Origin of the sequence: Pseudomonas boreofloridensis (genome assembly GCF_030580795.1) — a bacterium.
In the GTDB taxonomy this organism is placed as follows: domain Bacteria; phylum Pseudomonadota; class Gammaproteobacteria; order Pseudomonadales; family Pseudomonadaceae; genus Aquipseudomonas; species Aquipseudomonas boreofloridensis.
The window spans coordinates 154412-179025 of record NZ_JAUQOQ010000001.1; the positions used below are offsets into that span (position 1 = coordinate 154412).

Genomic DNA, 24614 nt, shown 5'->3' on the forward strand with positions numbered 1-24614 from the left:
GTGAAGCGTTCAGCGTTGGCGGCTGCTCACCGCCCGCAGTCGGCGCATGACCTTAGATCTTGCCGACCAGGTCCAGCGAAGGTGCCAGGGTGGCCTCGCCTTCTTTCCACTTGGCCGGGCAGACTTCGCCTGGGTGAGCGGCTACGTACTGGGCAGCCTTGACCTTGCGCAGCAGCTCGGTCGCATCGCGACCAACGCCGCCATCGTTCAGCTCGACGATTTTGATCTGGCCTTCCGGGTTGATGACGAAAGTACCGCGATCTGCCAGACCGGCTTCTTCGATCAGCACATCGAAGTTGCGCGAGATGAGGTGGGTCGGGTCACCGATCAGCGGATACTGGATCTTGCCGATGGTGTCCGAAGTGTCGTGCCAGGCCTTGTGGGTGAAGTGGGTGTCGGTGGATACGCCGTAGATTTCCACGCCCAGCTTCTGGAACTCGGCGTAGTTGTCGGCAAGGTCACCCAGTTCGGTCGGGCAGACAAAGGTGAAGTCGGCTGGGTAGAAGAATACGACGGACCATTTGCCCTTGAGATCGGCTTCGCTGACCTGCACGAACTCGCCCTTGTGGTAGGCAGTGGCGTTGAACGGCTTGACCTGGCTGTTGATGATTGGCATGGAAACGCTCCTTCGAGGGTTGATTAACTGGGGTATGTAACGTTCGATGGGGTTAATCCTATCCAATGGTCTGAGCGATAGCTCATTGGCAAAGCTCATATTGATGATTGGTTTTGGCTATAAGCTGTCGATTCGATAGCGTGATCCTGACTATGAATCGGCCTGAACGGCGACACAGTGGGCATCACTTCCATCGCTCACTTCCAGCCAGCAAGATTCTTCGGCGCCAGTGCCCCAAGAAACCCGGACCCGCCCCTGCTCGTCCGGCAAGCGAATATGCAGTCGGCTGCCCTGCCCAACCAGGCCCACTTCCACACCCTCTGCATCGAATACCTGAGCCCCGAATGGCAACACGTTGCCATGCCCGTCGCGAGCCTCCAGCACACGCAAACGGCCACTGCGCGTCGGGTAGCTCAGCAAGGTCGCGGCGCCCGAGCGGGGAATGACCGACTGGCCGCTGACCTGCAACTCGACGTCCCGAGACATGCCTTGGGGGTCGAGCTCGACGGTGTTGACGCTATAGGGACTCAATGACGGCACCACCGCAAAGCCTCGGGCGTCGAGCCGTACACTGGGATGCTGCTGAATAGCCGCAGCATGAGCATGGGGGGCATGAACGATCGCGAAGCTTTCACCCAACGACTGCGACAGCATCACACCACCCGCATGGCCCACCACGGCGCCACGCGCACCCAGCGCTAGCTGCCGCGACCCCGGGTGTTGCGCCAATGCCGCCGTCCACTCTCCAGCCGAACTGCGGTGCAGCAGGTTGGCATCCAGGCCCGCCCCACCTCCAGCACCTGCCTGTTGCATAGCGGACAGTCCATAGCCCCACTGCCCCGCCTCCCCGGCAGTGGCACTCCAGCGCAGGTTGGTGGACCCTCGACCCTCGGAGTCCCGATTCAAGCTGCTGCTCAGCGAACCTCGCCGCTGCTCGCCAAGCGGCAGGCTCATCGTCAGCCTCAGCGCATTCGATTGGCCGCCGATACCCCGGTACTCGCGCGCGAGCGTCAGACCGTAGGAGAGCGATCCCAGATGATGGTGATAACCCACGCTGTACTCGCTGTTGCTCGCAGTATCCGCCCAGCGCTCACCGCCGCTGGCACTCAGGCTCAGGCGCCCCCCACCGGACAGGCGCTGATGAATGCCCAGCGCTGCACGCCATCGCTGGCTCATGCCTGGACGGCCGGAGCCAGCAGCCCGCGCGAATTCGTTGAAAGTGGAGTAATGCGCGTTATGGCGCTGGGTAAGGCTGGCACTCAGGTCCGTGGCAGTCGGCGCGATGCGCTGGCGCCAGTTCAGGCGTAGCGCTTGCCCCTGGACTGGGCGGCGACGCGCTGCAGCACTGCGCGCGTGATAGCCGGTCAAACCAACGGCACCGACAGGGCTGTTGATCGCGGCGCCCAATGCGCCGGCCTGATAGCCTTCAGCTATCCAGGCACCGCCATGCACGCTGAAAACGTTGTTCAGGCCCTGCTGCCAACTGCCTTGAACATGACCCGGGCCAGTACGCCCCACATCGTCGCGCCATACACCTGCACTGAAATCCAGACGGCTGGCGCCTTCACGCAACGCCAGTGGCGCGGCTTGATAGGGCACGGTGAATCGTCGCACGCTGCCGTCAGATTCGCGCAGGGTTACCTCGAGGTCGTCGTTGAGGCCACTGGCAGGTAGGTCGTCCACCTCGAAAGGCCCTGGGGGGACCGTCGTTTCGTGCAGCAGTGCGCCCCGCTGACGGATGCTCAGCAGCGCCGTGCTGTTGGCCACACCCCGTACCACTGGAGCGAAACCGCGCTGCGACCTGGGCAGCATGCGCTCATCGCTGGAAAGACTCACGCCACGCAGGGGGCTACTGTCGAAGACCTCCCCTGCCGCGTAACTGTCGCCCAGCGTAACCTGAGCCCCCCACGTCGGTATGTCGTGCCGCACCGACGTCGCCCCCGCGCGGTAGTGCGCCGCGCCACCCGCGCTCGCACGGGCACTGCCCTCGTGACGCCAGTACCAGGATCCCGTATTCAAACCGAGGTGCAGGCCAAGGTAGCCTTGTCGGCTGCGCTGGCCATGGCGAAGGTCGTGCTGTTCGTGGACATTGAATCGATAGTCGACAAAGCCCGCGGTCACACCCGGGTCCCAGGTTTCCACCGGCAGGTGATCCTGGGGCTGGCGTCGCAAAGCCGACTGAGCGATATCCAGGCTCAACCGCAGGGCGCCAAAATCCAGGTCTTCACTGGCGAGCAGCATGAGCGAAGACAGCGCCACGCAACTGCCCGCCTGCGCCAACGCCTTGAGCGGGCGAGGCGCCAGCTGGGTCATGTCCAGCCCCAGGCTGTCGAGTAGCGCCTGGTCGTAACACGGCACGGCCTGGCCTGACGGATCGAAGACCCTCAGGGAAATCGCGCGACGCCCGACCCATTGTTGATTGAGCAAGACGTCCAGGGTGTAGTCGCCTTCGGGCACCCCAGCGCTGATCTGATAGCGGCTCACATCCAGGGTGCTGCCACCGCGCAGAAGCCCCGCGTCGAATTCCACCGCAGCACCGAGTTCGGCCACCATGCCTGTGACACTCAAAAACCAGCGCCATTTGCCTGCTGTCCAGGCGCGTCTAACCTTCATGGCCGCGCTGCAGCGCTGCAGAGGCAGGTCGCGCAGCACCGAAGTCGTCCAGGTATTCGTAGCGGACCTCAGTGATCGAGGCCGGACGCTGCGGTTGTTGAGACAGAACGAAGCGCGCCTTGCCATAGGGCGGGACGTGCCCTGCTAGAGCCGCCTGAACAGCGTTCGCGTCGGCAGCTTCCAGTTTGCCGAGATTGACATGGTAGGGCGTAGGATTGTTCGCCTGCAGCGCCCAACCCTCTGTGCTGCGGACCAAGTTCCAGGTCACCTGTTCATGGGCGTCTGCAGGCTTGCCAGACAAGCCCTGCGGCCGATAAAACAACTTGATACGGCTGCGCAGGGAGATCTGCAGGCTATTGGTGCCGCCGCCTTTGGGCGGGACGTCGAGCACATTGAGCCAGTACAGGCTCTCGCGGTCGTGCGGCATCTCTCGGCCATCGTGGAAAATCCTGAGACTCTGCTGCTTGGCCGGATCCAGACGAAACAGCGCCGGCGCCAGGCTGAACGGGCCCTGCAACTCACCCTGCGCATCCTCCGACCCACCTTCGTCGACCCACGCTTGTACCAGTGACGGCTGGCGCCCTTCATTACTCACCCTGACGGTGACCTCAGGCGCCCCGGCCGTAAAGATGACGCGGGTGGTAGCGATCACTACGCTGGCGCTAGCCTGCACACTGGCGAGACACGCAACCAGAAGCGCCACCCGCACGAGAACGCTGCGTGAAAACGTCATGACTTAAAACTCGATGTCGGAAAACGGGACGCCCCACAAGTGGACGGTCCCGCAGGAGGGTCCTAGAGGTAGTCCAGCGAGTAGCGAACGCGGGAGCTGACAGCCCCGGGCGTCGTATTGCCAGTCGAGTAATACTGGACGAAGTAGCTCAAGGTCGCGTTTCCGTCCACGATGTCGACGACCTGGGAATTCTGATTGCCCTTGACCGCCGCCAAGTCCATCACACCCTTACTGCTGTTGAGCAACTGCAGTTCGACGTTGCTGCTACCGCCAGCATCGACGATCAACCGCCCCTGATCACTGATGCCCGGACCCGGCTCGAAATAGGTCGACACCCTGCCCAGATGGCTGCAGCCGCTCAGTTGCAGTGCGAATGCCGTCTGCCCCTCGACATCCCCTGGGCGGACCAGCTTGGCAGCGTTGACGTCTGGCAGGGTAACCGGCAGGTTGCCATTGCCGCCGTTGACGGTGCAGGTTGGCGCCAACACCCGTCCCTGAAAGCTGATTTCGCCATGGTCGGCGTGGGCGCTCCCCATTACCAGCAGCGAACCGCAGAGCCCCATCACACTTTGAGTCAACCTATTCATGTGTTCTTCCTGAAAAGAACGGCGAGGCTTATGCCGAGCCGGCGCCTGATGCGACGCCGCCACAGTATCGGCAAGGACAGATAGAGGCTCTGTCAGTGATAGGAAGGAAATCCTCTGGAGACCACCATGCCAGCCGTAGGATTCAATGCCTCCGGCTGACAGATGTGCTTACCGAATTGCAGTGCGCATGGTCACGAACTCTTCGGCGGCCGTGGGGTGCACACCAATGGTTTCGTCGAACTGCTGCTTGGTGGCCCCTGCCTTGAGCGCGACACCCAGCCCCTGGATGATCTCGCCCGCATCAGGACCGACCATGTGGCAACCCAGGACCTTGTCGGTATCGGCATCCACCACCAACTTCATCAGGGTCTTTTCCTGCACATCGGTGAGCGTCAGCTTCATGGCGCGGAAGCGGCTTTCGAAGATCTGCACCTTGTGCCCCGCTTGCAGCGCTTGTTCTTCGGTCAGCCCCACGGTACCGATCGGTGGTTGGCTGAACACGGCCGTTGGAATGTTCTGGTAATCCACCGCACGGTATTGCTCAGGCTTGAACAGATGACGCGCCACGGCCATGCCTTCTGCCAGGGCGACCGGCGTGAGCTGCACGCGACCGATCACATCGCCCAGCGCGAAAATCGAAGCCTCGGTGGTACGGTAGTGATCGTCGACGCGTATGTAACCGCGCTCGTCCAGCTCCACGCCGGTCGTTTCCAGTCCGAGGTCATCGAGCATCGGACGCCTCCCGGTGGCGTAGAAGATGCAGTCGGCGATACGTTCACTGCCATCCTTGAGCGTCGCCTTGAGGCTGCCGTCGGCCTGCTGGTCGATGCGTTGGATGTCCGTATTGAATTGCAGGTCCATGCCGCGCTTCTCCAGTTCCTCCTTCAGATGGGTGCGAACCGACCCATCGAAGCCGCGCAGGAACAGGTCGCCCCGATACAACAAGGAAGTGTCGGCGCCCAGACCCTGGAAGATGCCGGCGAACTCCACCGCGATATAGCCCCCGCCGACCACCAGCACCCGACGCGGCAGTTCCTTGAGGTAAAACGCCTCGTTGGAGGTAATCGCCAGTTCCTTGCCAGGAATATCCGGCACGTGCGGCCAACCACCGGTGGCGATGAGGATGTTCGCGGCACTGTAACGTTGGCCATCGACCTCCACCTCATGGGCACCGGTAATGCGCGCATGCCCCTGCAGCAACGTGACGCCGCTATTGACCAGCAGATTGCGGTAGATGCCGTTGAGCCGCTCGATTTCACGGTTCTTGTTGGCGATCAACGTGCCCCAGTCGAAATGCCCTTCTTCGAGGGTCCAGCCATAGCCGGACGCCTGCTCCATTTCATCGGCGACATGGGCGCCGTACACCAGTAGTTTCTTCGGCACACAACCGACGTTGACGCAGGTGCCGCCCAGGTATCGGCTCTCGGCCACCGCCACCTTGGCGCCAAAACCTGCAGCGAAACGCGCAGCGCGCACGCCACCGGAACCGGCACCAATCACGAACAGATCAAAATCGTAGGCCACTTTCCGTACTCCATGAAAAAAGCTGCAAGTTTCAAGCGGCAAGCTGCAAGAAAAGGCAGCTCGGCTTGCAACTTGCAGCTCGTGACTTACAGCTTATAGCTTATTGCTCAGTAAGCCTTGCCGGTCTTGTAGTAGTGCTCGAAGCAGTAGTTGGTGGCGTCGATGTAGCCTTCGGCGCCGCCGCAGTCGAAGCGCTGACCCTTGAACTTGTAGGCGATGACGCAACCGGAGCGTGCCTGCTCCATCAGCGCGTCGGTGATCTGGATCTCACCGCCTTTGCCAGGCTCGGTGTTGGCGATGATGTCGAAGATGTCCGGCGTGAGAATGTAGCGACCGATGATCGCCAGGTTGGATGGCGCGTCTTCGGGCTTGGGCTTCTCGACCATGTTGGTCACGCGGAAGATGTCGTCGCGGATCATGTCACCCGCGATCACGCCATACTTGTTGGTTTCCTGCGGATCGACTTCCTGGATGGCCACGATCGAGCAGCGGAACTGGTTGTACAACTTGACCATCTGGGTCAGCACGCCATCGCCTGTGGGGTTGACGCACAGGTCATCGGCCAGCACAACGGCGAAAGGTTCGTCGCCGATCAGCGGGCGACCGGTGAGAATGGCATGGCCCAGGCCTTTCATTTCGGTCTGGCGGGTGTAGGAGAACGAGCACTCGTCCAGCAGACGACGGATGCCAACCAGGTACTTCTCCTTGTCGGTACCCTTGATCTGGTTTTCCAGCTCATAGCTGATGTCGAAGTGGTCTTCCAAGGCACGCTTGCCGCGGCCGGTGACGATCGAAATCTCGTTCAGGCCGGCGTCTAGCGCCTCCTCCACGCCGTACTGGATCAGTGGCTTGTTGACCACCGGCAGCATTTCCTTGGGCATGGCTTTGGTAGCAGGCAGGAAGCGAGTGCCGTAACCGGCTGCCGGGAACAAGCATTTTTTGATCATAAACATCCTTAGATGAAGGCTAGGCCTGTGGTATTCGGCGCAGTCTAATCAGGCGGCAGTCACCTTACAATGCCCGACCACTGGCCGACCGATGCCATGATAGAGATAACCCAGGGAGGATAGTTCCGATGGATCATAAATATTGCGCCCATCGAACAGTACCGGCATGCGCATCAGGCCACGGATACGGCGAAAGTCCGGCTGGCGGAACTGCTTCCACTCGGTGACCAAGACCAACGCGTCGGCCCCCTCGGCGCACGTATAAGGGTCTTCGACCAGCGTCAGTTGTCCGCTGGAAACAGCCTGCGCGTAGAGCGCTGCCACACTGGCCAACGCCGCAGGATCGCATGCCTGGACCCGCACACCGACGTCCAGCAAAGCCTCCAGCAGCACAAGACTCGGGGCCTCGCGCACATCATCTGTTCCCGGCTTGAAGGCCAATCCCCAGACAGCGACACGGCGCCCGCGCAAGAAGCCGCCGAAGTGCTGTTCCAGCGCCTTGAACAACAAGGTCTTCTGCTGGGCGTTGCGCGCCTGCACGGCACGCAGGATGGTCGGCTGATAACCCTGCTGCTCGGCTGTGTGAATCAGCGCGCGCACATCCTTGGGAAAGCACGAGCCGCCATAACCGCAGCCGGCATAAATGAAATCGCTGCCGATGCGCGGATCACTGCCTATACCGCGACGCACCTGCTCGATATCCACCTCCAACTGCGCGCACAACCCAGCCAATTCGTTGATGAAGGAAATCTTGCTGGCGAGAAAGGCATTGGCCGCGTATTTGCTGAACTCTGCCGCACGCGGGCTCATGCACAGCACGCGCTCGCGGTTGCGCACAAAAGGCGCGTAGAGACGTTGCAGCCGTTCGCGGGCCACCGGGCTGTCGCTGCCCAGAATGATCCGATCAGGGCGCATGAAGTCCTCGACGGCGCTGCCCTCTTTGAGAAATTCAGGATTGCTGGCCACCTCCACTGCAAACGCCACCCCGCGCTCGCGCAAACCGCTGCCGATCTGCGCGGCGATGCGCTCTACCGTACCCACTGGCGATGTCGATTTGTTAACCACCAGACACGGGCGCGGCAATTGCCGACCCAGGCTTTCAGCCACGGCCAGCACATGCTGCAGATCGGCCGAGCCGTCCTCCTGACTCGGCGTACCGACGGCGATGAACACCACCTCGGCGCGCGCCAGCGCCTGCTCCCAATCTTCAGTGAAACTCAGCAGCCCACTGCGTCGGCCCTCCTGCAGCAGCGCGGCCAAGCCTGGCTCGTAGATCGGGCACTGACCCTGGCGCAGCCGCGCCAGGCGTGCATGGTCGCGCTCCAGGCAAACCACGCGATTGCCCATCTGGGCAAAGCACGCAGCGGTGACCAATCCGACATATCCCGCCCCGATTACACACAGTTCCATGGCCGCGCCCCTTCATAGCAGAGGCGGTCATTGCAACCTGTGAACCGTTGCAGGGCGGTGACACCAGCGCGACAGGCCAGTGACAGCGCTCAAACGACAACGCTCAGCGCCCGGTTCCCTGCCCGAGCACGACACCCTCCACCTTTTGGCCATAAAGGTTGACGCCGTCGTTGGCGTGAAACTTCAGACGCGTCTTTTCAATGGAGCCTTCCACCAAACGCGGATCCTGCGGACGCTCATGACGGTTGATCCACGCAGCCACGTCCCAGGCCTGCTGATCGCTGAGGCTACCGGGCTTGCCCAACGGCATGTTGTACTTGATGAACGAGGCGGCGGTGTTGATCCGGTGCATGCCCGCGCCCCAGTTGTATGAGTCGGGTCCCCACAACGGCGGCATTACATAGTCGTCGGCCACCTTCTGCCCTTCGCCTTGGTCGCCGTGGCAGATCGCACATTGCTCGCGGTAGACCTGCTGGCCACGAGCGAAGTCATAGCCGCCGGCCGGTTGTGGCACCTCGGGGTAGCCGCGCCCTGGGGTTTCGATGGCGGTGCGGGTGCCGGTCGCCAACCAATAGGAGTACACGCTGAGGGCGGTCATCTGCGGGCTGTCCGCCGCTGGCGGGCGACCATTCATGCTGAACTGGAAGCATCCCTGGATGCGCTCGGCATACGTATTGACCTTGTCATTTTTCTTGCGATAGGCCGGATACATCGGGTACGCCCCCCACAGCGGCGCAGAGTGAGCCATGCGCCCCTGATCGAGGTGACAGCTACTGCAGTTCATGCCATTGCCGACCGCCTCGGGCATCAGCCGACGGGTATCGACGAACAAGGCATGACCCTGCCGAACCATTTCCCCGAAAGCGTTATCCGGGAGGTCGCTTTCTGCAGGTGGCGCAAAGTGCGCAGCGGCCTGGCCGTCGGGCACCGTGAGCTGGCTTTGATCTTCCATTGCAATGGGCGCGGCCTGAAGGCTGCCAGCACTGAGCAGCAAGGCGGTCATCAGCGTTCTCATGGCGTGACCTCCTGGCGTGGCGCCTGGGCGAAGTAATCGGCCACTGCCGTGACCTCGGCGTCGGTCATAGCCTTCGCGACACCGACCATCAATTCATTGGGATCATTGCGGCGCGCGCCGTCACGCCACGCGTTGAGCTGGGCAATCAAGTAAATCGCCGGCTGACCTGCCAGCGGCGGAAAATGCTCGCCCACCCCCACACCACCGGGGCCGTGGCATTGCACGCAGCCAGGGATCTGGCGACTCCAGTCGCCGTACAGCGCCAGACGTTCGGTGGCATCGGCCGCGATCTGCTGACGGCGTTTGCCAGGCGCGACGTCATCGAGCTGTGCGGCCAACCACGTGCTGACTGCCGTGCGCTCTTCAGCGCTCAGTGCGCTGGCCAGCGGCGTCATCACAGGCTGTTGGCGGCTACCGTTGGCGAAGTCGTCAAGCTGCTTGCGTAGATAGGCGGCTGGCAATCCTGCCAGGCGCGGAAAACCGGCGGCAGCGATGCCTTTGGCATCGGCGCCATGGCAACCGAGACAGGCCATGGCGGCGGGGTTCTGCCCGCCTTGGGAGAAGATTTTCTGGCCATCGGCGGCGTACGCCGCGGGCCAGGTCAAGACCAGCACACTGCCGATCATGAGACGACTCATCGGGTTCATCAGGGACACTCCATTTCCTTGTTATAAGCTTAGTCTTAAAAGACATAAGGAAATGGATAGTAGTCAGCTCCCGCCAAACCGAACAATGTCCTTACTCAACCTGCGGCTTTTTGCTGCAGGTTATGCGCGAAATTGTTGAGCTGGATCAAGAACCCGAGATGCAAGCCGTCGCTGCAGTGCGCACATCGCCCAGGCGCAGCGGGAAATTGTTCAACCGTTCATGCACCTTGATCGAGCTGCCACTGCCTCGTTTGTCGATATCGAACAGTGCCGCCGGACCGACACCGGCCGTGAGTTTCTGCGGCACGATCAGACGCAAGCCATCGCCGCGCACTTCCTCGACCAGTGGATCACGCGTCTCGCTCAACTTGTCCTTGATGCAGTCAGCGTACTCGCGCGGTGTCTTCCCAGAGATCACGTCCATCGTCTCGCGCGACTCCTCCAGTTCCGACACGCTCACGCAACCGCCCAGCACCAGTGCCGCAGCCAGCATCGTCCACTTCATCGACCACCTCTGTGCCATTCAAAGAACAGCTTCGACCGTATTGCGGCGGTTTTGCTCCCTGACCTGTCACTTTTATCCTGCATGCGCATGTCGAGCCCGGCAGCCGGGTGGGACATCGTGGTATCTTGGCGGTTTTGCAGAAACGACCTTGCGGGGCCCTTCATGAAATTCATACACCAGCGCGAGCACCTGAATGAAGACGATATCGTCGTCATCGAATGCTCCCAGCGTTGCAACATTCGCCTGATGAACGACGCCAACTTCCGCAGCTTCAAGAACGGCGGTCGTCACACCTATCATGGCGGGCTGTTCGATCGTTTCCCGGCGAAGATCTCGGTGCCCAGCACCGGATTCTGGAACATCACGCTCGATGCGGTGACTACCCGGCCGATCTCGGTGACGCGCAAGCCGGCCTTTACCCACAAGATCAAGATCATCCGTCGTTCCTCGTCGAAACTTGGATAAGCCCTCATGACCCAGAACATCAAGTACGTCATCAAATACAAGCTCGACGGTGAGCGGCGCTGGGACTTCGCGGTGATGCCCGATGCCTCCGAAGAACAGGCGTTGCAAGCGCTGCGCAAGATTCACGGCGACGATACGCAGACAATCAGCGATATCCAGGTCAGCAAAGCCCTGTAGAACCCTCGCAAGGAGCGCCGCCGCATGAGCACTTGGTCAGACCGCCGCATCCTCGACCTGCTGAACATTGAGCAGCCCATCCTTCAGGCACCCATGGCGGGGGCAGGCGGATCGGCGCTGGCCATTGCAGTGGGGAATGCCGGCGGCCTGGGCGCCCTGCCCTGCGCCATGCTCGGCGTCGAACAGATCCGTGACGAGGTGGCGGCTTTTCGAGCGTCCTGCCATGGACCACTGAACCTCAACTTCTTCTGCCATCGGCCGCCTGAGCCGGATACCGCTCGCCAAGCGCGCTGGAAGCAAGCCCTCAGGCCCTACTACGATGAAGTCGGCGCCGACTTCGAGGCACCCACGCCGGTGTCCAGCCGCGCACCCTTCGACGAGCAGGGATGCCAACTCATCGAACATTTGCGTCCGCAGGTGGTGAGCTTTCATTTCGGTCTGCCCGAGCCTGCCTTGCTGCAGCGGATAAAGGCCAGCGGCGCGCGCGTGCTGTCCAGCGCGACCACGGTCGAGGAAGCGATCTGGCTAGAGCAGCGCGGCTGCGATGCGATCATTGCAATGGGCTATGAAGCCGGCGGTCATCGCGCGATGTTCCTGAGCGAGGACATCAGCAGTCAGATTGGCACACTCGCCCTGGTACCGCAGGTGGCCGACGCGGTGCAGGTGCCGGTGATCGCAGCCGGCGGCATCGCCGATGCGCGGGGTCTGGTCGCCGCACTGGCCTTGGGGGCTTCGGCCGTGCAGATCGGCACGGCCTATCTCTTCACGCCACAAGCCAAGGTCTCGCCCGCCCACCGCCAGGCGTTGAGCAGTGCCCAGGCCAGTGAAACCGCACTCACCAACCTGTTCACCGGACGCCCAGCCCGTGGTATCGGCACGCGCCTGATGCGCGAACTGGGGCCGATGAGCGATCTGGCGCCGCGCTTCCCCCTTGCCGGCGGTGCCTTGATGCCGCTGCGCGCCATTACCGAGGCCCAAGGCCGCAGCGATTTCAGCAACTTGTGGGCTGGCCAGGCGTTGCGTCTGGGTAACCCCATGGATGCAGGCGACCTCACCCGTACGATTGCCAAAGGCGCACTCGCTCGCTTGCGCTGAGCGCATCGCCGCTTCCCCGCTTTCCATCGACACTGCGTGAAGCGCCCAACGGGGCCCTCTATCCGCCCGAGGCTAATTCGCTATATATTCCGCTATATAACGATAACCCAAGGAGCTTCACCCATGCGTAGACCTTTTTTCCCTCTGGCTGCCAGCGCACTGGCCAGCCTGTTGTGCCTGAACAGTGCCTGGGCCGACGAGGTCCAGGTCGCGGTGGCCGCCAACTTCACCGCGCCGATCCAGGCGATCGCCAAGGACTTCGAGAAGGATACCGGGCACACGCTCGTTGCAGCCTTTGGCGCCACCGGACAGTTCTACGCGCAGATCAAGAACGGCGCACCGTTCGAGGTATTCCTGGCCGCCGATGACAGCACTCCAGCCAAGCTCGAGCAGGAAAAAGCGATCGTCGAAGGCTCGCGCTTCACCTATGCCATCGGCACACTGGCGCTGTGGTCTGCCAAGCCCGGCTATGTGGACGGCAAGGGCGAGGTGCTGAAGCAGAATGCGTTCAAGCATCTGTCCATCGCCAACCCGAAAACCGCTCCCTACGGCCTGGCGGCGACCCAGGTGCTGGATAAGCTCGGTCTCACCTCGGCCACCAAAGACAAGCTGGTCGAGGGGCAGAACATCACCCAGGCCTTCCAGTTCGTCTCCACCGGCAACGCCGAACTGGGCTTCGTCGCGTTGTCGCAGATCTACAAGGATGGCAAGGTCGACAGCGGCTCGGCCTGGATCGTGCCGGCCACTCTGCACGACCCGATTCGCCAGGACGCCGTCATTCTGGGAAAAGGCAAAGACAATCCGGCAGCCAAAGCGCTGGTCGAGTACCTGAAAGGACCTAAGGCCGCTGCGGTGATCAAGTCTTACGGTTACGAAATCTGATGCCACTGGACGCCAGCGACCTCGGCGCGATCTGGTTGACGCTCAAGCTGGCCAGCCTCACCACGCTGATCCTGCTGCTGCTGGGTACGCCCATCGCCTGGTGGCTGGCGCGGACTCGATCCTGGTTACGCGGGCCGATTGGCGCGGTGGTGGCCCTGCCACTGGTGCTGCCGCCGACGGTGATCGGCTTCTACCTGCTGATCGCCCTCGGCCCACATGGCTGGCTGGGCCAGGCTACCCAGGCGCTGGGGCTGGGCACCGTGGTGTTCAGCTTCACCGGGCTGGTGATCGGCTCGGTGGTGTACTCCATGCCCTTTGTCGTGCAGCCCTTGCAGAACGCGTTCAGCGCCATCGGCCAGCGCCCACTGGAAGCGGCGGCAACCCTGCGCGCTGGCCCCTGGGACAGCTTCGTGCACGTGGTGCTGCCGCTGGCCAGACCAGGGTTCGTGACCGCCAGCATCCTGGGCTTTGCCCACACCGTGGGCGAGTTCGGCGTGGTGCTGATGATTGGTGGCAACATTCCCGACAAAACCCGCGTGGTCTCGGTGCAGATCTTCGACCACGTCGAGGCCATGGCCTATTCGCAAGCGCACTGGCTGGCCGGCGCCATGCTGGTGTTTTCCTTCCTGGTGTTGCTGATGCTCTACGCCGGCCGCCGTGGCAAAGCGACTTGGAGTTGAGATGAGCTCACGCTTGAAGGCGCGCCTGAAGCTCGCGCGCGACACATTCACGCTGGACGTCGACCTCGATCTGCCCGGCCGCGGCATCAGCGCCTTGTTCGGCCACTCCGGATCCGGGAAAACGTCTTGCCTTCGCTGCCTGGCCGGTCTGGAGCAAGCCGATGAGGCGTTCATCCAAATCAATGGCGAGGTCTGGCACGACACCGAGCGTAACCTGTTCGTCCCACCCCACCGCCGCCCGCTGGGCTATGTATTCCAGGAGCCCAGCCTGTTCCCGCACCTGTCGGTGCGCGGCAACCTGGCCTTCGGCTGGCGCCGAGTGGCGGCGAGTGAACGCAAGGTGGAGTTGGACCAGGCCTGCCAATTACTGGGTATCGGTCACCTGCTGGAGCGAAAACCGAGCACGCTGTCAGGCGGCGAGGCGCAGCGAGTCGGTATCGCCCGCGCACTGCTCAGCAGCCCACGCCTGCTATTGATGGATGAACCACTGGCCGCACTCGACGGGCCCCGCAAGCGGGAAATTCTGCCCTATCTGGAACGCCTGCATGACGAGCTGGACATCCCTGTGGTGTATGTCAGCCATGCCCAGGACGAAGTGGCGCGCCTGGCCGACCACTTGGTGTTGCTGGAGCAGGGCAAGGTCATGGCCAGCGGCCCGATTGGGCCGACGCTGGTGCGCCTGGATCTGTCGCTGGCTCAGAGTGAAGACGCCGGCGTCGTGCTCGAGGGGGTCGTGGTCGGTCATCAACCGGATTATGGCCTGTTCGACCTGCGCTTGCCCGGCGCGGTGGGCCCTACCTTGCGCATCGCCCATCAGCACCTGCAAGTCGGCAGCACGCTGCGTCTGAAAGTCCAGGCGCGCGATGTGAGCCTCACCCTTGCCCAGGACACGACCTCTAGCATTCTCAACCGCTTGTCGGTGACCGTGGGTGAGTGCCGCGCCGCTGACAACCCTGCGCATGTCCTGGTCAGCCTCGATGCCGCTGGTAATCCGCTGCTGGCACGCATCACCCGGTACTCCGCCGACCAACTTCACGTGCAGCCCGGACAGAGGCTGTGGGCGCAGATCAAGTCGGTGGCGCTATTGACCTGAGCAACTAGGTCACGCCCGTTGTCCACCGTTCAGACGATTGGTCGATGGACGACGCCATGCCCGAGATCACCCTGCCCCGCACCCTGCACTACGTCGACGACACCCAGCCCGGCTTGAGCCGCAAGCGTTGGCGCGATCGCTTCATCTACCTGGACCCGGACGGTAACCGAGTCCGCGACAAGGAGGTGCTGGCGCGCATCGCAGCCCTGGTGATTCCCCCGGCTTACACGGATGTGTGGATCTGTCTGGACCCACAGGGCCATTTACAGGCCACCGGCCGCGATGCCCGTGGACGCAAGCAGTACCGCTACCACGTGCAATGGCGAACCTTGCGCGACGAACACAAGTACTCACGCATGCTGGCTTTCGCCCAGGCCTTGCCGAAACTGCGCAGGCAACTGGACGTGCATCTGTCACGCCCTGGCATGGATCGGGAAAAAGTCATGGCGCTGGTGATCAGTCTGCTCGACAACACACTGATCCGTATCGGCAATCGCCAGTATCTGCGTGACAACAAGTCCTACGGACTGACTACCCTGCGTAACCGCCATGTCGAGGTCAAGGGCAGCACCATTCGCTTCCAGTTCCGCGGCAAGCGCGGGGTCGAGCACAGCATCACGTTGCGCGACCGCCGCTTGGCACAACTGGTCAAGCGCTGCATGGAGCTGCCGGGCCAGGAGCTGTTCCAGTACGTGGACGACAGCGGCGAACGCCACCGCATCGGCTCAGCCGATATCAACCTGTTCCTCCAGCAACTGACCGGCGCCGACTTCACGGCCAAGGACTACCGCACCTGGGGCGGCAGCACCCTGGCCCTGAACTTGTTGCAGCCCCTGGCGTGGCTGCCGGAGACCGAGGCCAAGCGGCAGGTCACGACGATCGTTCGGGAAGTCGCCAGCCGATTGGGCAATACGCCAGCGGTCTGCCGCCGCTGCTATATCCACCCTGCAGTGCTGGAGCATTTCCACTTGGGTCGCCTGGCCGACCTGCCGCGCGTGCGGGCACGCAAGGACATGCAGCGCGAGGAGGTCGCCTTGCTCGGTTTTCTTCGGGCACTGGAGGCGCTATGAAGTGCCATTGATTGCGACTATATCCAACATAAATCAGAGAAATTTCCCATAGACGCGCTGGCACCCTATTCTTGCCATCGAGCACCTTCGCCGAACTGATCCCATCAGGTCAAAACGGCACCTGCACCGAAGAACGCCTGGAGATTTCGCCTGAGCAGGAATTTATAGCGTACCAAAGCGTCTTTACTGAGAAGGAAGAGGGACTCGCTCCCACCGCCCTGGCAAATGCCTGGCGGATTTCTACATCACCAAGGAGAAGTACATGCTGATACTCACCCGCAAGGTTGGCGAGAGCATCGTCATCAACGATGACATCAAGGTCACGATTTTGGGCGTCAAGGGCATGCAAGTGAGAATCGGCATCGATGCACCGAAAGATGTCCAGGTGCACCGTGAAGAGATCTTCAAACGCATTCAAGCCGGCAGCCCTGCGCCAGAAAAAAACGACGACTCACACTGATCGCTCACCCAAGTCGCACGGACGCGCTTGCCGCTGCCCATGACCGCAGGACTCGACCTGCGGCTCAGGCAGAGGGATCAAGCCTGCAACAGCGCGCGAACCTTGGCGATCATCTTGTCCATGTCGAAGGGTTTGTCGAACACAGCCTCGAACAGCTCTGGCTGTACGCGTCCCTGGCTGGCCTGAGCACCACTCATCAGAATCACCGGTAGCCCGGTGAGGTGCAGCTCGTCGCGAATCGCTTGGGCCAGCTCCTCGCCATTGAGTACCGGCATCATGTAGTCGGTAATCACCAGGTCCACTGGATAGGCTCTCAGCGCATCGAGTGCCTTGCTTCCGTTGCTGGCCTTTTCCACCACGAACCCTTCGTCCTCCAGGGCAAAGCCCAGGATTTCAGCGATCAGGTATTCGTCATCGACGATCAGAATGGTGTTCATCGCCCGCCTCAGCGGTCCCCCGAGGCTGTTGCAGTACCCGACAGCACGCCCTGAGTGCCAACGAAGGCATTGCGCAAGGTTATGCCCGTGGGCCCGATGGTCAGCTCGTGCAGTGACGGGTCGTAGTGACTGTCACGCACCTTGAGAATCGAAAGCACGCGGCGCAGTTGCGAATCCAGTTCGACGAAACGCATGAGCAGCAGGTTGTCGACGATACTCGACAGATCCGGTGCCGGCGCGGTGATTTCCGAACCGAACAAGTCGCGCATTTCCCAGGTCAGCAGCACACTGACGCCCTGCGCACGCAGCTCTGCGGTCAATGCGCGGAAAAAACCATTGAGACGATTGGGGTCCGAGGCCAAACGACCGAAGGCGCCGAGGCTGTCGATCACCACGCGCCGGGCGCCGGATGCGCGTACCTGAGCCAGCAGGCGTGCGCCGACCTCGTCCAGCAAGCCTTCGGTAGTCGGCTGCCAGCTCAATAGCAGGGCCCCACGACGCTCCATCTCGACGAAGTCGTAGCCCAGCGAGCCCGCTTTCAAGCGCAGGCGGGCAGGCGTTTCGTAGAAGCCAAAGTGCAACGCAGGCGCCTCTGGCGTGGCGGCGGCGAGAAACGCCAGCCCCAAGGACGACTTGCCCACCCCGGACGGGCCCATGACCAGGCTCACCGACCCTTCGGCCAAGCCGCCGCCGAGCATCTCGTCCAGCGTGCTCACGCCGGTGGTCACGAGCTTGAGCGTGGCCGAGCCCAAGTCGCTCGGATGGCTGTACAGCGCCTCCAGTCGCGGATAGACCTGCAGCCCGGCCTGGCTGATGCGGCATTCGTGGCGGCCGGACAATGCGCCGCTGCCGCGGGTCTTTCGCAGTTGCACATGGCGCACCGCACGGCTGCCGTCGAGTTGTTCGCCCAGTTCGATGACGCCATCGACCATGGTGTGTTCTGGGCTGCCTTCCTCCAATCGAGCACTGGTCAGCAGCAGCACCGTGCAGCCGGCGAACGCTGCATGCCCCTGCAACTGCGCGACGAATTTCTTGGTATCCAGGCTGGTCTCGGCGCGCGAGCGCGCATTGAGCAGGCCATCGACAATCAGCAGGCTGGCGCGTTGACGTACGATCTCCTGACGCAGCAGTCGCACCACGGCCTCCAGCCCCTCTTCCTGCAGCGTGTCGAAAGCGCTGAGGAACAGGATCTGATCGCCCACCAACGACGCGTCGAAGAACTCCAGCGTCGACAGGTACTGGAACAGGCGCTCGTGGGACTCGCTCAGCAACGTCGCCACCAGGACGCGGCCGCCCTGCGCCACATGACCGGTGGCGACCTGGTTGGCGAGGATGGTCTTGCCCGCGCCCGGCGGGCCCTGAACGATGTAGGAGGCACCGGCTACCAGGCCGCCCATGAGCAAGGCATCCAACCCGTCGATACCTGTGACCAGCCGCTTGAGTGTTTCTACCATGACTCGCTAGCACCTCTGCTCTGAGGAGGGGATCGGGCTCGATGAAATCGGCAGGTACAGACTCATGCACGTACCCTGACCGACCGTGCTGGTCACGCTCACTGCACCACCGCTCTGCTTGGCAAAGCCATAGACCTGACTCAAGCCAAGTCCGGTGCCCTTGCCGAAGGCCTTGGTGGTGAAAAAAGGTTCGAAGATTCGCGGCAACACCTCAGGATCGATGCCCTGCCCGTCGTCTTCTACGTCGAAGCGCAGAAACGCGCCATGCAGACCTTCCACCTCCCCGCCCAGCACGACCTGCGACACGCCGAGCCGGACGCACCCCCGCTCGGCAATCGCATCGCGGGCGTTGAACACCAGGTTGAGCAATACCATTTGCAACTGCCCAACATCCACGTCCATCTGCGGCAGGGCCTCGGCCACGCACGCACGCAGCGCGATACTCTCGGGCAACGCGTGCTCGATCAGGTTGCAGGTGGAGGCGATCAGCTCGGCAGGTGCGATCAAGGTAGTGTTCAACTGGCGATGGCGGGCGAAACCAAGCAGCACCTGGGTCAACTGCGCGCCGCGCTGGCCTGCCTCGACGATATGCCCCAGCAAGCTGTCCACGCGCGCGGGATCCGCGCTGGCGCGTGCCAACCGGGCCGAACCCAGGATGATGGTCAGCAGGTTATTGAAGTCGTGGGCCAGGCCTCCAGTGAGCTGGCCCAGCGCTTCTAGTTTCTGCGCATGGAACAGCTGGGCGCGCATGGCGTCGAGTTGCAGTGAGGATTCGCGCCGGTCGGAAATGTCACGTGTGACCTTTGCCAGGCCGATGACCTGACCCTGATCGTCGCGCACAACGTCCAGCGCCGTCAGCGCCCAGAACGGCGTGCCGTCCTTGCGCAGCCGCCAGCCCTCATCTTGGGCCACCCCATGCTCCAGAGCCTGGTTCAGCAGCATGGCCGGCCGACCTTCGGCGCAGTCCTGGGCTGTGAAGAACAGCGAGAAATGCCGCCCGATCACCTCATCGGCGCGGTAGCCCTTTATGCGCTGCGCCCCCGGATTCCAAGACACCACGTAGCCTTCGGGATCGAGCATGTAGATGGCGTAATCGACCACTGCGTGTACCAGACGCTCGTAGTGCTCGGCGGGCATGGTTGGCGAAGCGGGACGATCATTCGAAACCCTGTCATTGAAAACCATGCGAGCTCCATGAGCACGACCAGCAGCAGTGGAATTGAGCCTAGTTGATTGATCCAGTGTCCAATACATACAGCAATGACAGCAAGTCGGGATTTACCCTATAGTGCCCATGCCCTCATGCGCTTGTGGAGCCTGAATGACAACCAATTATCGGCTACTGAGTCTTCAGCGCGATCTGATGAACACTGCACAGCAGATCGACCAGTTGTGTCGAGGCTTGGAAGGCCATGCGCGCTTTCTGCGTCACTCGGTGCATCCCGAAGACGCCAACACCATGGGTGAACAGGTTCAGGAACTGCGCGACAGCGCGCAAGACATGCGCGGCATCGCTCATACCATCCATCCGTGAAACGGCCTGCGGTTGACTGATCTATAACGATGGGTTATAAAGCGCCCCTGATTGCATGGCCCTTCAGCATTGAAGCGTGCCGGTCGAATGACCCGATCACCTGTGCGAGTGTGGTGGAATTGGTATACACAGCAGACTTAAAATCTGTCGGCGCAAGCCTTGTGGGTTCGAGTCCCACCACTCGCACCATCTCCCTCGTCCAAGGCGCCTGATCAGGCGCCTTTTTCGTGTCAGTGCTTGCCCTCAGTCATTCGGGTCATCGTGCCAGGCAGGATGATCCTCTTCGTCGTCCAGGTCGTCGTCCGAGTAGTCGTCGTCCTCAATATCGTCTTCCATGCCTTGGGCGTCGGCCTCCAATGGCTGAGACTCGTAGAGGAATTCGTGATCGAGCAAGTGATCGTGCTCGGGCTCGAGGAGATCGTCTTCGTCGTGCATCGCTGGCTCCAGGTTCGAGGATGCTTGTATAGGCGTGTTGACCCCGCAGGTCAACCGTAGCCAGGGTTAACGTTGCCTTAACCGCCACGGGCTTATGTTGGTGCGGCTCCCTTCAGAACGTCTTGCCCGCCGCCACGGCGGGCTTTTTTGCTGTCTGCGTTCGTTGATTCACACACGTGCTGAAACAGTCTATGGACGCGGCTTTCACAAAATGCCGACATTCCCAGAGGCATAGTCACTTGGCTTCGATACGTTCTTCTGACCCGCCCACATGGCGGGTTTTCTTTTGGGCTCGTCAGCCCTCACGCCCCGCCTACATTAATAGCCCTCAGCCATCAGTTCCGGTGCATTTACTCAGCACGTTCGCTACGATCGGCCCTCGCCCGCCCATGATACTGAGTCGATGACCATGAAACTGCTTGCCGTGCTGATCCAGGTGCTACTCGTGCAGACGGATTGGCCGACACTGGAACGTCCCCGCCGCGTCTTCACCCGCGGATTCGTCGCCACCTGCCTGATGGTCGCTGTTATCGAATGGATGGTCTTGAGCGCACTGTTCAAGGGTTGAGCCCTACCTGCCATCACTGAGCAAGCGCGCGTCGCCGGGCTGCCTGGAGGCTCGTCTACACTGAGCCCTGTCATCCACCGCAACCCAAGAGACGCTCATGAAACGACTCCACGCCCTGCTCACCGGGCTGCTGCTCGCGTTGGGCCTGGTCAGCACCGATGCCGTGGCCGCTGGCGAGCCAAACGCACCCATCCAGTTTGGCGCCATTGGCTGGGAAAGTGGCGCATTGACTACCGAGATCCTGCGCCTGATCGTCGAGAAGGGCTACGGCTACCCAACCGACACGCTGCCCGGCAGCACCGTGAGCATGGAAGTGGCGCTGGCGCGCAACGACCTTCAGGTGATTGCCGAAGAGTGGGCTGGGCGCAGTCCGGCCTGGGTCGAGGCCGAGAAAAAAGGCGAAGTGTTCGCGCTGGGTGATACGGTCAAGAATGCCGTCGAAGGCTGGTATGTCCCGGCTTACGTGATCAAGGGCGATCCGGCCCGCTCCATCGAAGCGACGGCGCCGGATTTGAAAACCGTAGCCGACCTGCAGCGCTACGCGCACGTGTTCAAGGACCCGGAAGCGCCCAAGCAAGGGCGTGTTCTCAACAGCCCCAGCGGCTGGACTTCGGAAATCGTCAACAGTCAAAAACTCAAGGCGTACAAGCTCGACGACCTCTACGTCAACTTCCGCACAGGCTCGGGCGCGGCGCTGGACGCAGAAATCAACTCGGCCATTCGTCGCGGGCGCCCCGTGCTGTTCTACTACTGGAGCCCCACCCCGCTGATGGGCCGCTACGATCTGGTGCGCCTCGAAGAGCCTCCCTTTGATCCCAAGGCGTGGGCCACATTGACCGATCCGAGCAACCCACATCCTCAAGGCAGCGCTTCGCTCCCCACCAAACTGTCGATAGGCGTATCGAAAGCCTTCAAGAACCAGTACCCGGATTTGGTCGCGCTGTTCGAGCAGGTAGACTTGCCCATCGACATCCTCAACCAGGCGTTGGCCAAAATGAGCGAGAAGCGCCAGGACCCGCGCAAGGCGGCTGAAGCGTTTTTGAGCCAGCACCCCGAAATATGGCGCGCCTGGATGCCATCGCCAGTAGCGGACAAGGTCGCGGCAGCCCTGTAGCGCCGTGTAGGCACGCAAAGAAATGTAACACCCTCCTCCTTGGAGCCGGCAGCGCCTGGACTACGCTTGAGCCCATGTGATGCCGGGCCCCTCTGACGGTGCAAACCGCCATGTCGGAATCACTGTTGCCATGCAACGTCGACAATCAAGGAGGGGCTCATGACAGCTCTGCAGACATTCCTCACTTCTCCCCTGCTCGGCACCAGCACCTGGTTGTGGCTGGTGTTCGTCACCATCGTCATTGCCTTGCTGGTGCTGGACCTGGGCGTACTGCATCGGCAGGAACGTGAGATCGAGATGCGCGAAAGCCTGCTGCTGTACTCAGGCTACTTCAGCGTGGGCGTGCTGTTCGGTGTGTGGGTCTGGTTCGAGTTGGGCGCACAGTCGGCGCTGGAGTTCTATACCGGCTTTCTCGTCGAGCAATCGCTGTCGATGGACAATGTGTTCGTTATGGCGATGATCTTCAGCTTTTTCGCCATTCCCCGGCGCTACCAGCACCGAGTGCTGTTTTGGGGCATCATCGGCGTGGTCGTGCTCAGGGCGATCATGATCGGGGTGGGCGCAGCGCTGGTCCAGAACTTTGCCTGGGTGCTCTATCTGTTCGGCGCATTTCTGCTGTTCACAGGGGTCAAGATGGCCTTGTCCAAGGAAGACAGCGAGCCTGACCTAGCCAACAATCCCATCCTGCGCTTCGTACGCAAGCATTTGCGGGTGACCGACCAGTTACACGGCAAGCGTTTCTTCGTCCGCCTGACGCCCCCGGGCCAGAGCAAAGCGCTGCGCTATGCGACACCGCTGTTCATGGCCTTGGTCCTGATCGAACTGGCCGACCTGGTGTTCGCGGTAGACAGCGTACCGGCGATTTTCGCCATCACCCAGGACCCGTTCATCGTCTACACCTCGAACATCTTCGCCATCCTCGGCCTGCGCTCGTTGTATTTCGCCCTGTCAGCGCTGATGCACCGCTTCATCTACCTCAAATATGCCTTGGCATTGGTGCTGATCTTCATCGGCTGCAAGATTTTCTACCATGGCCTGATCGGTGAAGTGCCCGCGCTGCTCTCGCTGGGGGTCACGCTCGGGCTGCTGCTGGGCGGGGTACTCCTGTCACTGTTCAAGACCCGGCATGATCGAGGCGACAGAGCCGCCGGCAACGGCAAGCCCTCGTGAATCCGGACGGGCCTCAATGCGCACTGGAGACCTGTTCACTGGCTGCTGCGCAGCATCTCTCTGGGCACGTATTTGCCAACCTCGAACTTGCCGATGGCAGCCCGATGCACTTCATCCGGCCCATCGGCCAGGCGCAGGGTACGCTGCATGGCGTACATGTAGGCCAGCGGGAAGTCACCACTGACCCCCGCGCCGCCATGGATCTGTATGGCGCGATCGATCACGCGCAACGCCACGTTCGGCGCCACCACCTTGATCTGGGCGATCTCGCTGCGCGCGACCTTGTTACCCACTGTGTCCATCATGTAGGCGGCCTTGAGGGTCAGCAGCCGCGCCATGTCGATCTCCATGCGTGAATCGGCGATCTTGTCGATATTGCCGCCCAGGCGTGCCAGCGGCTTACCGAACGCCGTACGCGCCACCGCACGTTTGCACATCAGCTCCAACGCTCGCTCGGCCATGCCCAGCGAGCGCATGCAGTGGTGTATACGCCCCGGCCCCAGACGCCCCTGAGCAATCTCGAAGCCTCGGCCCTCACCGAGGATGACGTTTTCATAAGGCACGCGCACGTTGTCGAACAACACCTCGGCGTGGCCGTGCGGTGCATCGTCATAGCCGAACACCGGCAGCGGCCTGACGATCTTCACGCCTGGCGCATCGGTAGGCACCAGAACCATCGAGTGTTGCTGATGCCGCGGGCCGTCCGGGTTGGACAGCCCCATGAAGATCATCACCTTGCAGCGCGGATCACACGCGCCGGACGTCCACCACTTGCGCCCGTTGATCAACCACTGATCACCCTCGCGCACAACGGTGGCCGCCATGTTGGTGGCGTCCGAGGAGGCCACGTCAGGCTCGGTCATGGCGAAAGCCGAACGGATCTCGCCACGCAGCAACGGCTCCAGCCAGCGCTGCTGCTGGGCCGCAGTGCCATAGCGCACCAGGACTTCCATGTTGCCAGTATCGGGCGCCGAACAGTTGAACGGCTCCGGCCCCAACAGCGAGCGCCCCATGATCTCGGCCAGGGGGGCGTATTCCAGATTGGTCAGGCCTGCACCGTAATGCGATTCCGGCAGGAACAGGTTCCACAACCCTTGCGCTTTGGCCTCGGCCTTCAGCGTTTCCATGATCGCAGTGGGTTGCCAGCGGTCGCCCTCGGCCACCTGACGCTCGAACTCCGCCTCAGCGGGGTAGACATGGGTGTCCATGAATGCGATGACGCGCTCGCGCAGCGCCTGGACCTTGGGCGTGTAGGCGAAATCCATAAAGAGGTTCCTGTGCGCAATGGAGTGACTGGATTGCAGACTAGAGCAGCAGGCATCAATCCATCCAGTCTATTTTCACTGTGTATTAACATTCATAACCGATATATGATCCCGCCAT

The 24614-nt window shown here is 61.9% G+C and carries 27 protein-coding genes and 1 tRNA gene; 13 read left to right on the plus strand and 15 right to left on the minus strand.

Annotated features, from left to right (window positions below; genetic code table 11):
• Nucleotides 1–52 precede the first annotated feature (52 nt).
• From ahpC to Q6A47_RS00650, 10 genes are all read right to left on the minus strand, one after another.
• Nucleotides 53–616, minus strand: coding sequence for an alkyl hydroperoxide reductase subunit C (gene ahpC / locus Q6A47_RS00605; RefSeq protein ID WP_029612316.1), 564 nt, complete (start codon nucleotides 614–616; stop codon nucleotides 53–55).
• Nucleotides 617–766: 150 nt separating this feature from the next.
• The gene (locus tag Q6A47_RS00610; RefSeq protein ID WP_162889540.1) at nucleotides 767–3184 is read right to left on the minus strand and encodes a fimbria/pilus outer membrane usher protein; all 2418 of its coding nucleotides are present in this window, start codon (nucleotides 3182–3184) and stop codon (nucleotides 767–769) included.
• A 34-nt stretch (nucleotides 3185–3218) separates the two neighbouring features.
• Nucleotides 3219–3962, minus strand: a complete 744-nt coding sequence (locus Q6A47_RS00615) for a fimbrial biogenesis chaperone (RefSeq protein WP_029612320.1) — start codon at nucleotides 3960–3962, stop codon at nucleotides 3219–3221.
• Nucleotides 3963–4024: 62 nt separating this feature from the next.
• Complete coding sequence (locus Q6A47_RS00620; protein WP_295482717.1) at nucleotides 4025–4549, minus strand: fimbrial protein; 525 nt, start codon at nucleotides 4547–4549, stop codon at nucleotides 4025–4027.
• Between the two features lie 168 nt (nucleotides 4550–4717).
• On the minus strand, nucleotides 4718–6073 hold the full coding sequence (gene gorA, locus Q6A47_RS00625) for a glutathione-disulfide reductase (protein ID WP_304482550.1): 1356 nt from the start codon (nucleotides 6071–6073) through the stop codon (nucleotides 4718–4720).
• 107 nt (nucleotides 6074–6180) lie between these two features.
• Nucleotides 6181–7020: a UTP--glucose-1-phosphate uridylyltransferase GalU gene (gene galU, locus Q6A47_RS00630; protein ID WP_039578479.1), complete on the minus strand. Its 840-nt coding sequence runs from the start codon at nucleotides 7018–7020 to the stop codon at nucleotides 6181–6183.
• Between the two features lie 48 nt (nucleotides 7021–7068).
• The gene (locus tag Q6A47_RS00635; protein ID WP_304482552.1) at nucleotides 7069–8430 is read right to left on the minus strand and encodes a UDP-glucose dehydrogenase family protein; all 1362 of its coding nucleotides are present in this window, start codon (nucleotides 8428–8430) and stop codon (nucleotides 7069–7071) included.
• Between the two features lie 103 nt (nucleotides 8431–8533).
• Nucleotides 8534–9445 carry a c-type cytochrome gene (locus Q6A47_RS00640; RefSeq protein ID WP_304482553.1) on the minus strand — a complete coding sequence of 304 codons (912 nt, stop codon included), beginning with the start codon at nucleotides 9443–9445 and terminating at the stop codon, nucleotides 8534–8536.
• Nucleotides 9442–10092 carry a c-type cytochrome gene (locus Q6A47_RS00645; protein ID WP_304482555.1) on the minus strand — a complete coding sequence of 217 codons (651 nt, stop codon included), beginning with the start codon at nucleotides 10090–10092 and terminating at the stop codon, nucleotides 9442–9444. The genes Q6A47_RS00640 and Q6A47_RS00645 overlap by 4 nt, the downstream gene beginning before the upstream one ends.
• A gap of 145 nt (nucleotides 10093–10237) precedes the next feature.
• A complete protein-coding gene (locus Q6A47_RS00650) occupies nucleotides 10238–10597 on the minus strand; it encodes a hypothetical protein (RefSeq protein WP_029612323.1) in 360 nt (119 codons plus the stop codon).
• A 162-nt stretch (nucleotides 10598–10759) separates the two neighbouring features.
• Between Q6A47_RS00650 and Q6A47_RS00655 the strand changes: the two genes are divergently transcribed.
• The 8 genes from Q6A47_RS00655 to csrA all read left to right on the plus strand — a co-directional run bounded on the left by Q6A47_RS00655 (nucleotide 10760) and on the right by csrA (nucleotide 16519).
• On the plus strand, nucleotides 10760–11062 hold the full coding sequence (locus Q6A47_RS00655; protein WP_029612324.1) for a DUF1883 domain-containing protein: 303 nt from the start codon (nucleotides 10760–10762) through the stop codon (nucleotides 11060–11062).
• Nucleotides 11063–11068: 6 nt separating this feature from the next.
• Complete coding sequence (locus tag Q6A47_RS00660) at nucleotides 11069–11239, plus strand: hypothetical protein (protein ID WP_304482556.1); 171 nt, start codon at nucleotides 11069–11071, stop codon at nucleotides 11237–11239.
• Between the two features lie 24 nt (nucleotides 11240–11263).
• Nucleotides 11264–12334, plus strand: coding sequence for an NAD(P)H-dependent flavin oxidoreductase (locus Q6A47_RS00665; protein ID WP_304482557.1), 1071 nt, complete (start codon nucleotides 11264–11266; stop codon nucleotides 12332–12334).
• Nucleotides 12335–12457: 123 nt separating this feature from the next.
• Nucleotides 12458–13216: a molybdate ABC transporter substrate-binding protein gene (modA, locus tag Q6A47_RS00670; protein ID WP_304482559.1), complete on the plus strand. Its 759-nt coding sequence runs from the start codon at nucleotides 12458–12460 to the stop codon at nucleotides 13214–13216.
• Nucleotides 13216–13896, plus strand: coding sequence for a molybdate ABC transporter permease subunit (gene modB, locus Q6A47_RS00675; RefSeq protein WP_039578497.1), 681 nt, complete (start codon nucleotides 13216–13218; stop codon nucleotides 13894–13896). Before modA ends, modB begins: the two co-directional genes overlap by 1 nt.
• A gap of 1 nt (nucleotide 13897) precedes the next feature.
• Nucleotides 13898–14989, plus strand: coding sequence for a molybdenum ABC transporter ATP-binding protein (gene modC, locus Q6A47_RS00680; protein WP_304482561.1), 1092 nt, complete (start codon nucleotides 13898–13900; stop codon nucleotides 14987–14989).
• Nucleotides 14990–15045: 56 nt separating this feature from the next.
• Nucleotides 15046–16059: a DNA topoisomerase IB gene (locus tag Q6A47_RS00685; RefSeq protein WP_304482562.1), complete on the plus strand. Its 1014-nt coding sequence runs from the start codon at nucleotides 15046–15048 to the stop codon at nucleotides 16057–16059.
• A gap of 262 nt (nucleotides 16060–16321) precedes the next feature.
• A complete protein-coding gene (csrA, locus tag Q6A47_RS00690) occupies nucleotides 16322–16519 on the plus strand; it encodes a carbon storage regulator CsrA (protein WP_029612328.1) in 198 nt (65 codons plus the stop codon).
• Nucleotides 16520–16596: 77 nt separating this feature from the next.
• Here csrA and Q6A47_RS00695 read toward each other — a convergent pair whose 3' ends face one another.
• The 3 genes from Q6A47_RS00695 to Q6A47_RS00705 are packed head-to-tail and all read right to left on the minus strand — an operon-like array spanning nucleotide 16597 to nucleotide 19595.
• A complete protein-coding gene (locus Q6A47_RS00695) occupies nucleotides 16597–16956 on the minus strand; it encodes a response regulator transcription factor (RefSeq protein WP_304482564.1) in 360 nt (119 codons plus the stop codon).
• An 8-nt stretch (nucleotides 16957–16964) separates the two neighbouring features.
• Nucleotides 16965–18410, minus strand: a complete 1446-nt coding sequence (locus Q6A47_RS00700; protein ID WP_304482565.1) for an ATPase domain-containing protein — start codon at nucleotides 18408–18410, stop codon at nucleotides 16965–16967.
• A gap of 6 nt (nucleotides 18411–18416) precedes the next feature.
• Complete coding sequence (locus Q6A47_RS00705) at nucleotides 18417–19595, minus strand: two-component system sensor histidine kinase NtrB (RefSeq protein ID WP_369811402.1); 1179 nt, start codon at nucleotides 19593–19595, stop codon at nucleotides 18417–18419.
• Nucleotides 19596–19731: 136 nt separating this feature from the next.
• Between Q6A47_RS00705 and Q6A47_RS00710 the strand changes: the two genes are divergently transcribed.
• Nucleotides 19732–19944: a hypothetical protein gene (locus Q6A47_RS00710; RefSeq protein ID WP_029612330.1), complete on the plus strand. Its 213-nt coding sequence runs from the start codon at nucleotides 19732–19734 to the stop codon at nucleotides 19942–19944.
• Nucleotides 19945–20048: 104 nt separating this feature from the next.
• A tRNA-Leu gene (locus Q6A47_RS00715) sits at nucleotides 20049–20133 on the plus strand.
• A gap of 54 nt (nucleotides 20134–20187) precedes the next feature.
• On the opposite strand, the gene Q6A47_RS00720 is transcribed toward Q6A47_RS00715, so the two are convergent.
• Nucleotides 20188–20379, minus strand: coding sequence for a hypothetical protein (locus tag Q6A47_RS00720; RefSeq protein ID WP_304482567.1), 192 nt, complete (start codon nucleotides 20377–20379; stop codon nucleotides 20188–20190).
• 403 nt (nucleotides 20380–20782) lie between these two features.
• Between Q6A47_RS00720 and Q6A47_RS00725 the strand changes: the two genes are divergently transcribed.
• The 3 genes from Q6A47_RS00725 (at nucleotide 20783) to Q6A47_RS00735 (ending at nucleotide 23231) form a co-directional block, all read left to right on the plus strand.
• A complete protein-coding gene (locus tag Q6A47_RS00725) occupies nucleotides 20783–20947 on the plus strand; it encodes a hypothetical protein (protein WP_155290531.1) in 165 nt (54 codons plus the stop codon).
• A 97-nt stretch (nucleotides 20948–21044) separates the two neighbouring features.
• Complete coding sequence (locus tag Q6A47_RS00730) at nucleotides 21045–22061, plus strand: ABC transporter substrate-binding protein (protein ID WP_304482568.1); 1017 nt, start codon at nucleotides 21045–21047, stop codon at nucleotides 22059–22061.
• Nucleotides 22062–22220: 159 nt separating this feature from the next.
• Nucleotides 22221–23231, plus strand: coding sequence for a TerC family protein (locus tag Q6A47_RS00735; protein WP_304482569.1), 1011 nt, complete (start codon nucleotides 22221–22223; stop codon nucleotides 23229–23231).
• A 35-nt stretch (nucleotides 23232–23266) separates the two neighbouring features.
• Here the strand turns inward: Q6A47_RS00735 and Q6A47_RS00740 are convergent, their stop codons facing one another.
• Nucleotides 23267–24496 carry an acyl-CoA dehydrogenase gene (locus Q6A47_RS00740; RefSeq protein ID WP_304482570.1) on the minus strand — a complete coding sequence of 410 codons (1230 nt, stop codon included), beginning with the start codon at nucleotides 24494–24496 and terminating at the stop codon, nucleotides 23267–23269.
• Between the last annotated feature and the right edge of the window lie 118 nt (nucleotides 24497–24614).

Bases quoted from the DNA above. Each gene is read 5' to 3' on its own strand.
- Q6A47_RS00620 (WP_295482717.1), bottom strand. From the start codon at position 4,549: ATGAATAGGTTGACTCAAAGTGTGATGGGGCTCTGCGGTTCGCTGCTG.
- csrA (WP_029612328.1), top strand. From the start codon at position 16,322: ATGCTGATACTCACCCGCAAGGTTGGCGAGAGCATCGTCATCAACGAT.
- Q6A47_RS00740 (WP_304482570.1), bottom strand. From the start codon at position 24,496: ATGGATTTCGCCTACACGCCCAAGGTCCAGGCGCTGCGCGAGCGCGTC.
- Q6A47_RS00720 (WP_304482567.1), bottom strand. From the start codon at position 20,379: ATGCACGACGAAGACGATCTCCTCGAGCCCGAGCACGATCACTTGCTC.
- Q6A47_RS00700 (WP_304482565.1), bottom strand. From the start codon at position 18,410: ATGGTAGAAACACTCAAGCGGCTGGTCACAGGTATCGACGGGTTGGAT.
- modA (WP_304482559.1), top strand. From the start codon at position 12,458: ATGCGTAGACCTTTTTTCCCTCTGGCTGCCAGCGCACTGGCCAGCCTG.
- Q6A47_RS00655 (WP_029612324.1), top strand. From the start codon at position 10,760: ATGAAATTCATACACCAGCGCGAGCACCTGAATGAAGACGATATCGTC.
- Q6A47_RS00705 (WP_369811402.1), bottom strand. From the start codon at position 19,595: ATGGTTTTCAATGACAGGGTTTCGAATGATCGTCCCGCTTCGCCAACC.
- Q6A47_RS00665 (WP_304482557.1), top strand. From the start codon at position 11,264: ATGAGCACTTGGTCAGACCGCCGCATCCTCGACCTGCTGAACATTGAG.
- Q6A47_RS00645 (WP_304482555.1), bottom strand. From the start codon at position 10,092: ATGAACCCGATGAGTCGTCTCATGATCGGCAGTGTGCTGGTCTTGACC.
- Q6A47_RS00695 (WP_304482564.1), bottom strand. From the start codon at position 16,956: ATGAACACCATTCTGATCGTCGATGACGAATACCTGATCGCTGAAATC.
- galU (WP_039578479.1), bottom strand. From the start codon at position 7,020: ATGATCAAAAAATGCTTGTTCCCGGCAGCCGGTTACGGCACTCGCTTC.
- Q6A47_RS00710 (WP_029612330.1), top strand. From the start codon at position 19,732: ATGACAACCAATTATCGGCTACTGAGTCTTCAGCGCGATCTGATGAAC.
- ahpC (WP_029612316.1), bottom strand. From the start codon at position 616: ATGCCAATCATCAACAGCCAGGTCAAGCCGTTCAACGCCACTGCCTAC.
- Q6A47_RS00730 (WP_304482568.1), top strand. From the start codon at position 21,045: ATGAAACGACTCCACGCCCTGCTCACCGGGCTGCTGCTCGCGTTGGGC.
- modB (WP_039578497.1), top strand. From the start codon at position 13,216: ATGCCACTGGACGCCAGCGACCTCGGCGCGATCTGGTTGACGCTCAAG.
- Q6A47_RS00640 (WP_304482553.1), bottom strand. From the start codon at position 9,445: ATGAGAACGCTGATGACCGCCTTGCTGCTCAGTGCTGGCAGCCTTCAG.
- Q6A47_RS00725 (WP_155290531.1), top strand. From the start codon at position 20,783: ATGACCATGAAACTGCTTGCCGTGCTGATCCAGGTGCTACTCGTGCAG.
- Q6A47_RS00635 (WP_304482552.1), bottom strand. From the start codon at position 8,430: ATGGAACTGTGTGTAATCGGGGCGGGATATGTCGGATTGGTCACCGCT.
- Q6A47_RS00660 (WP_304482556.1), top strand. From the start codon at position 11,069: ATGACCCAGAACATCAAGTACGTCATCAAATACAAGCTCGACGGTGAG.
- Q6A47_RS00735 (WP_304482569.1), top strand. From the start codon at position 22,221: ATGACAGCTCTGCAGACATTCCTCACTTCTCCCCTGCTCGGCACCAGC.
- Q6A47_RS00685 (WP_304482562.1), top strand. From the start codon at position 15,046: ATGCCCGAGATCACCCTGCCCCGCACCCTGCACTACGTCGACGACACC.
- Q6A47_RS00615 (WP_029612320.1), bottom strand. From the start codon at position 3,962: ATGACGTTTTCACGCAGCGTTCTCGTGCGGGTGGCGCTTCTGGTTGCG.
- modC (WP_304482561.1), top strand. From the start codon at position 13,898: ATGAGCTCACGCTTGAAGGCGCGCCTGAAGCTCGCGCGCGACACATTC.
- Q6A47_RS00650 (WP_029612323.1), bottom strand. From the start codon at position 10,597: ATGAAGTGGACGATGCTGGCTGCGGCACTGGTGCTGGGCGGTTGCGTG.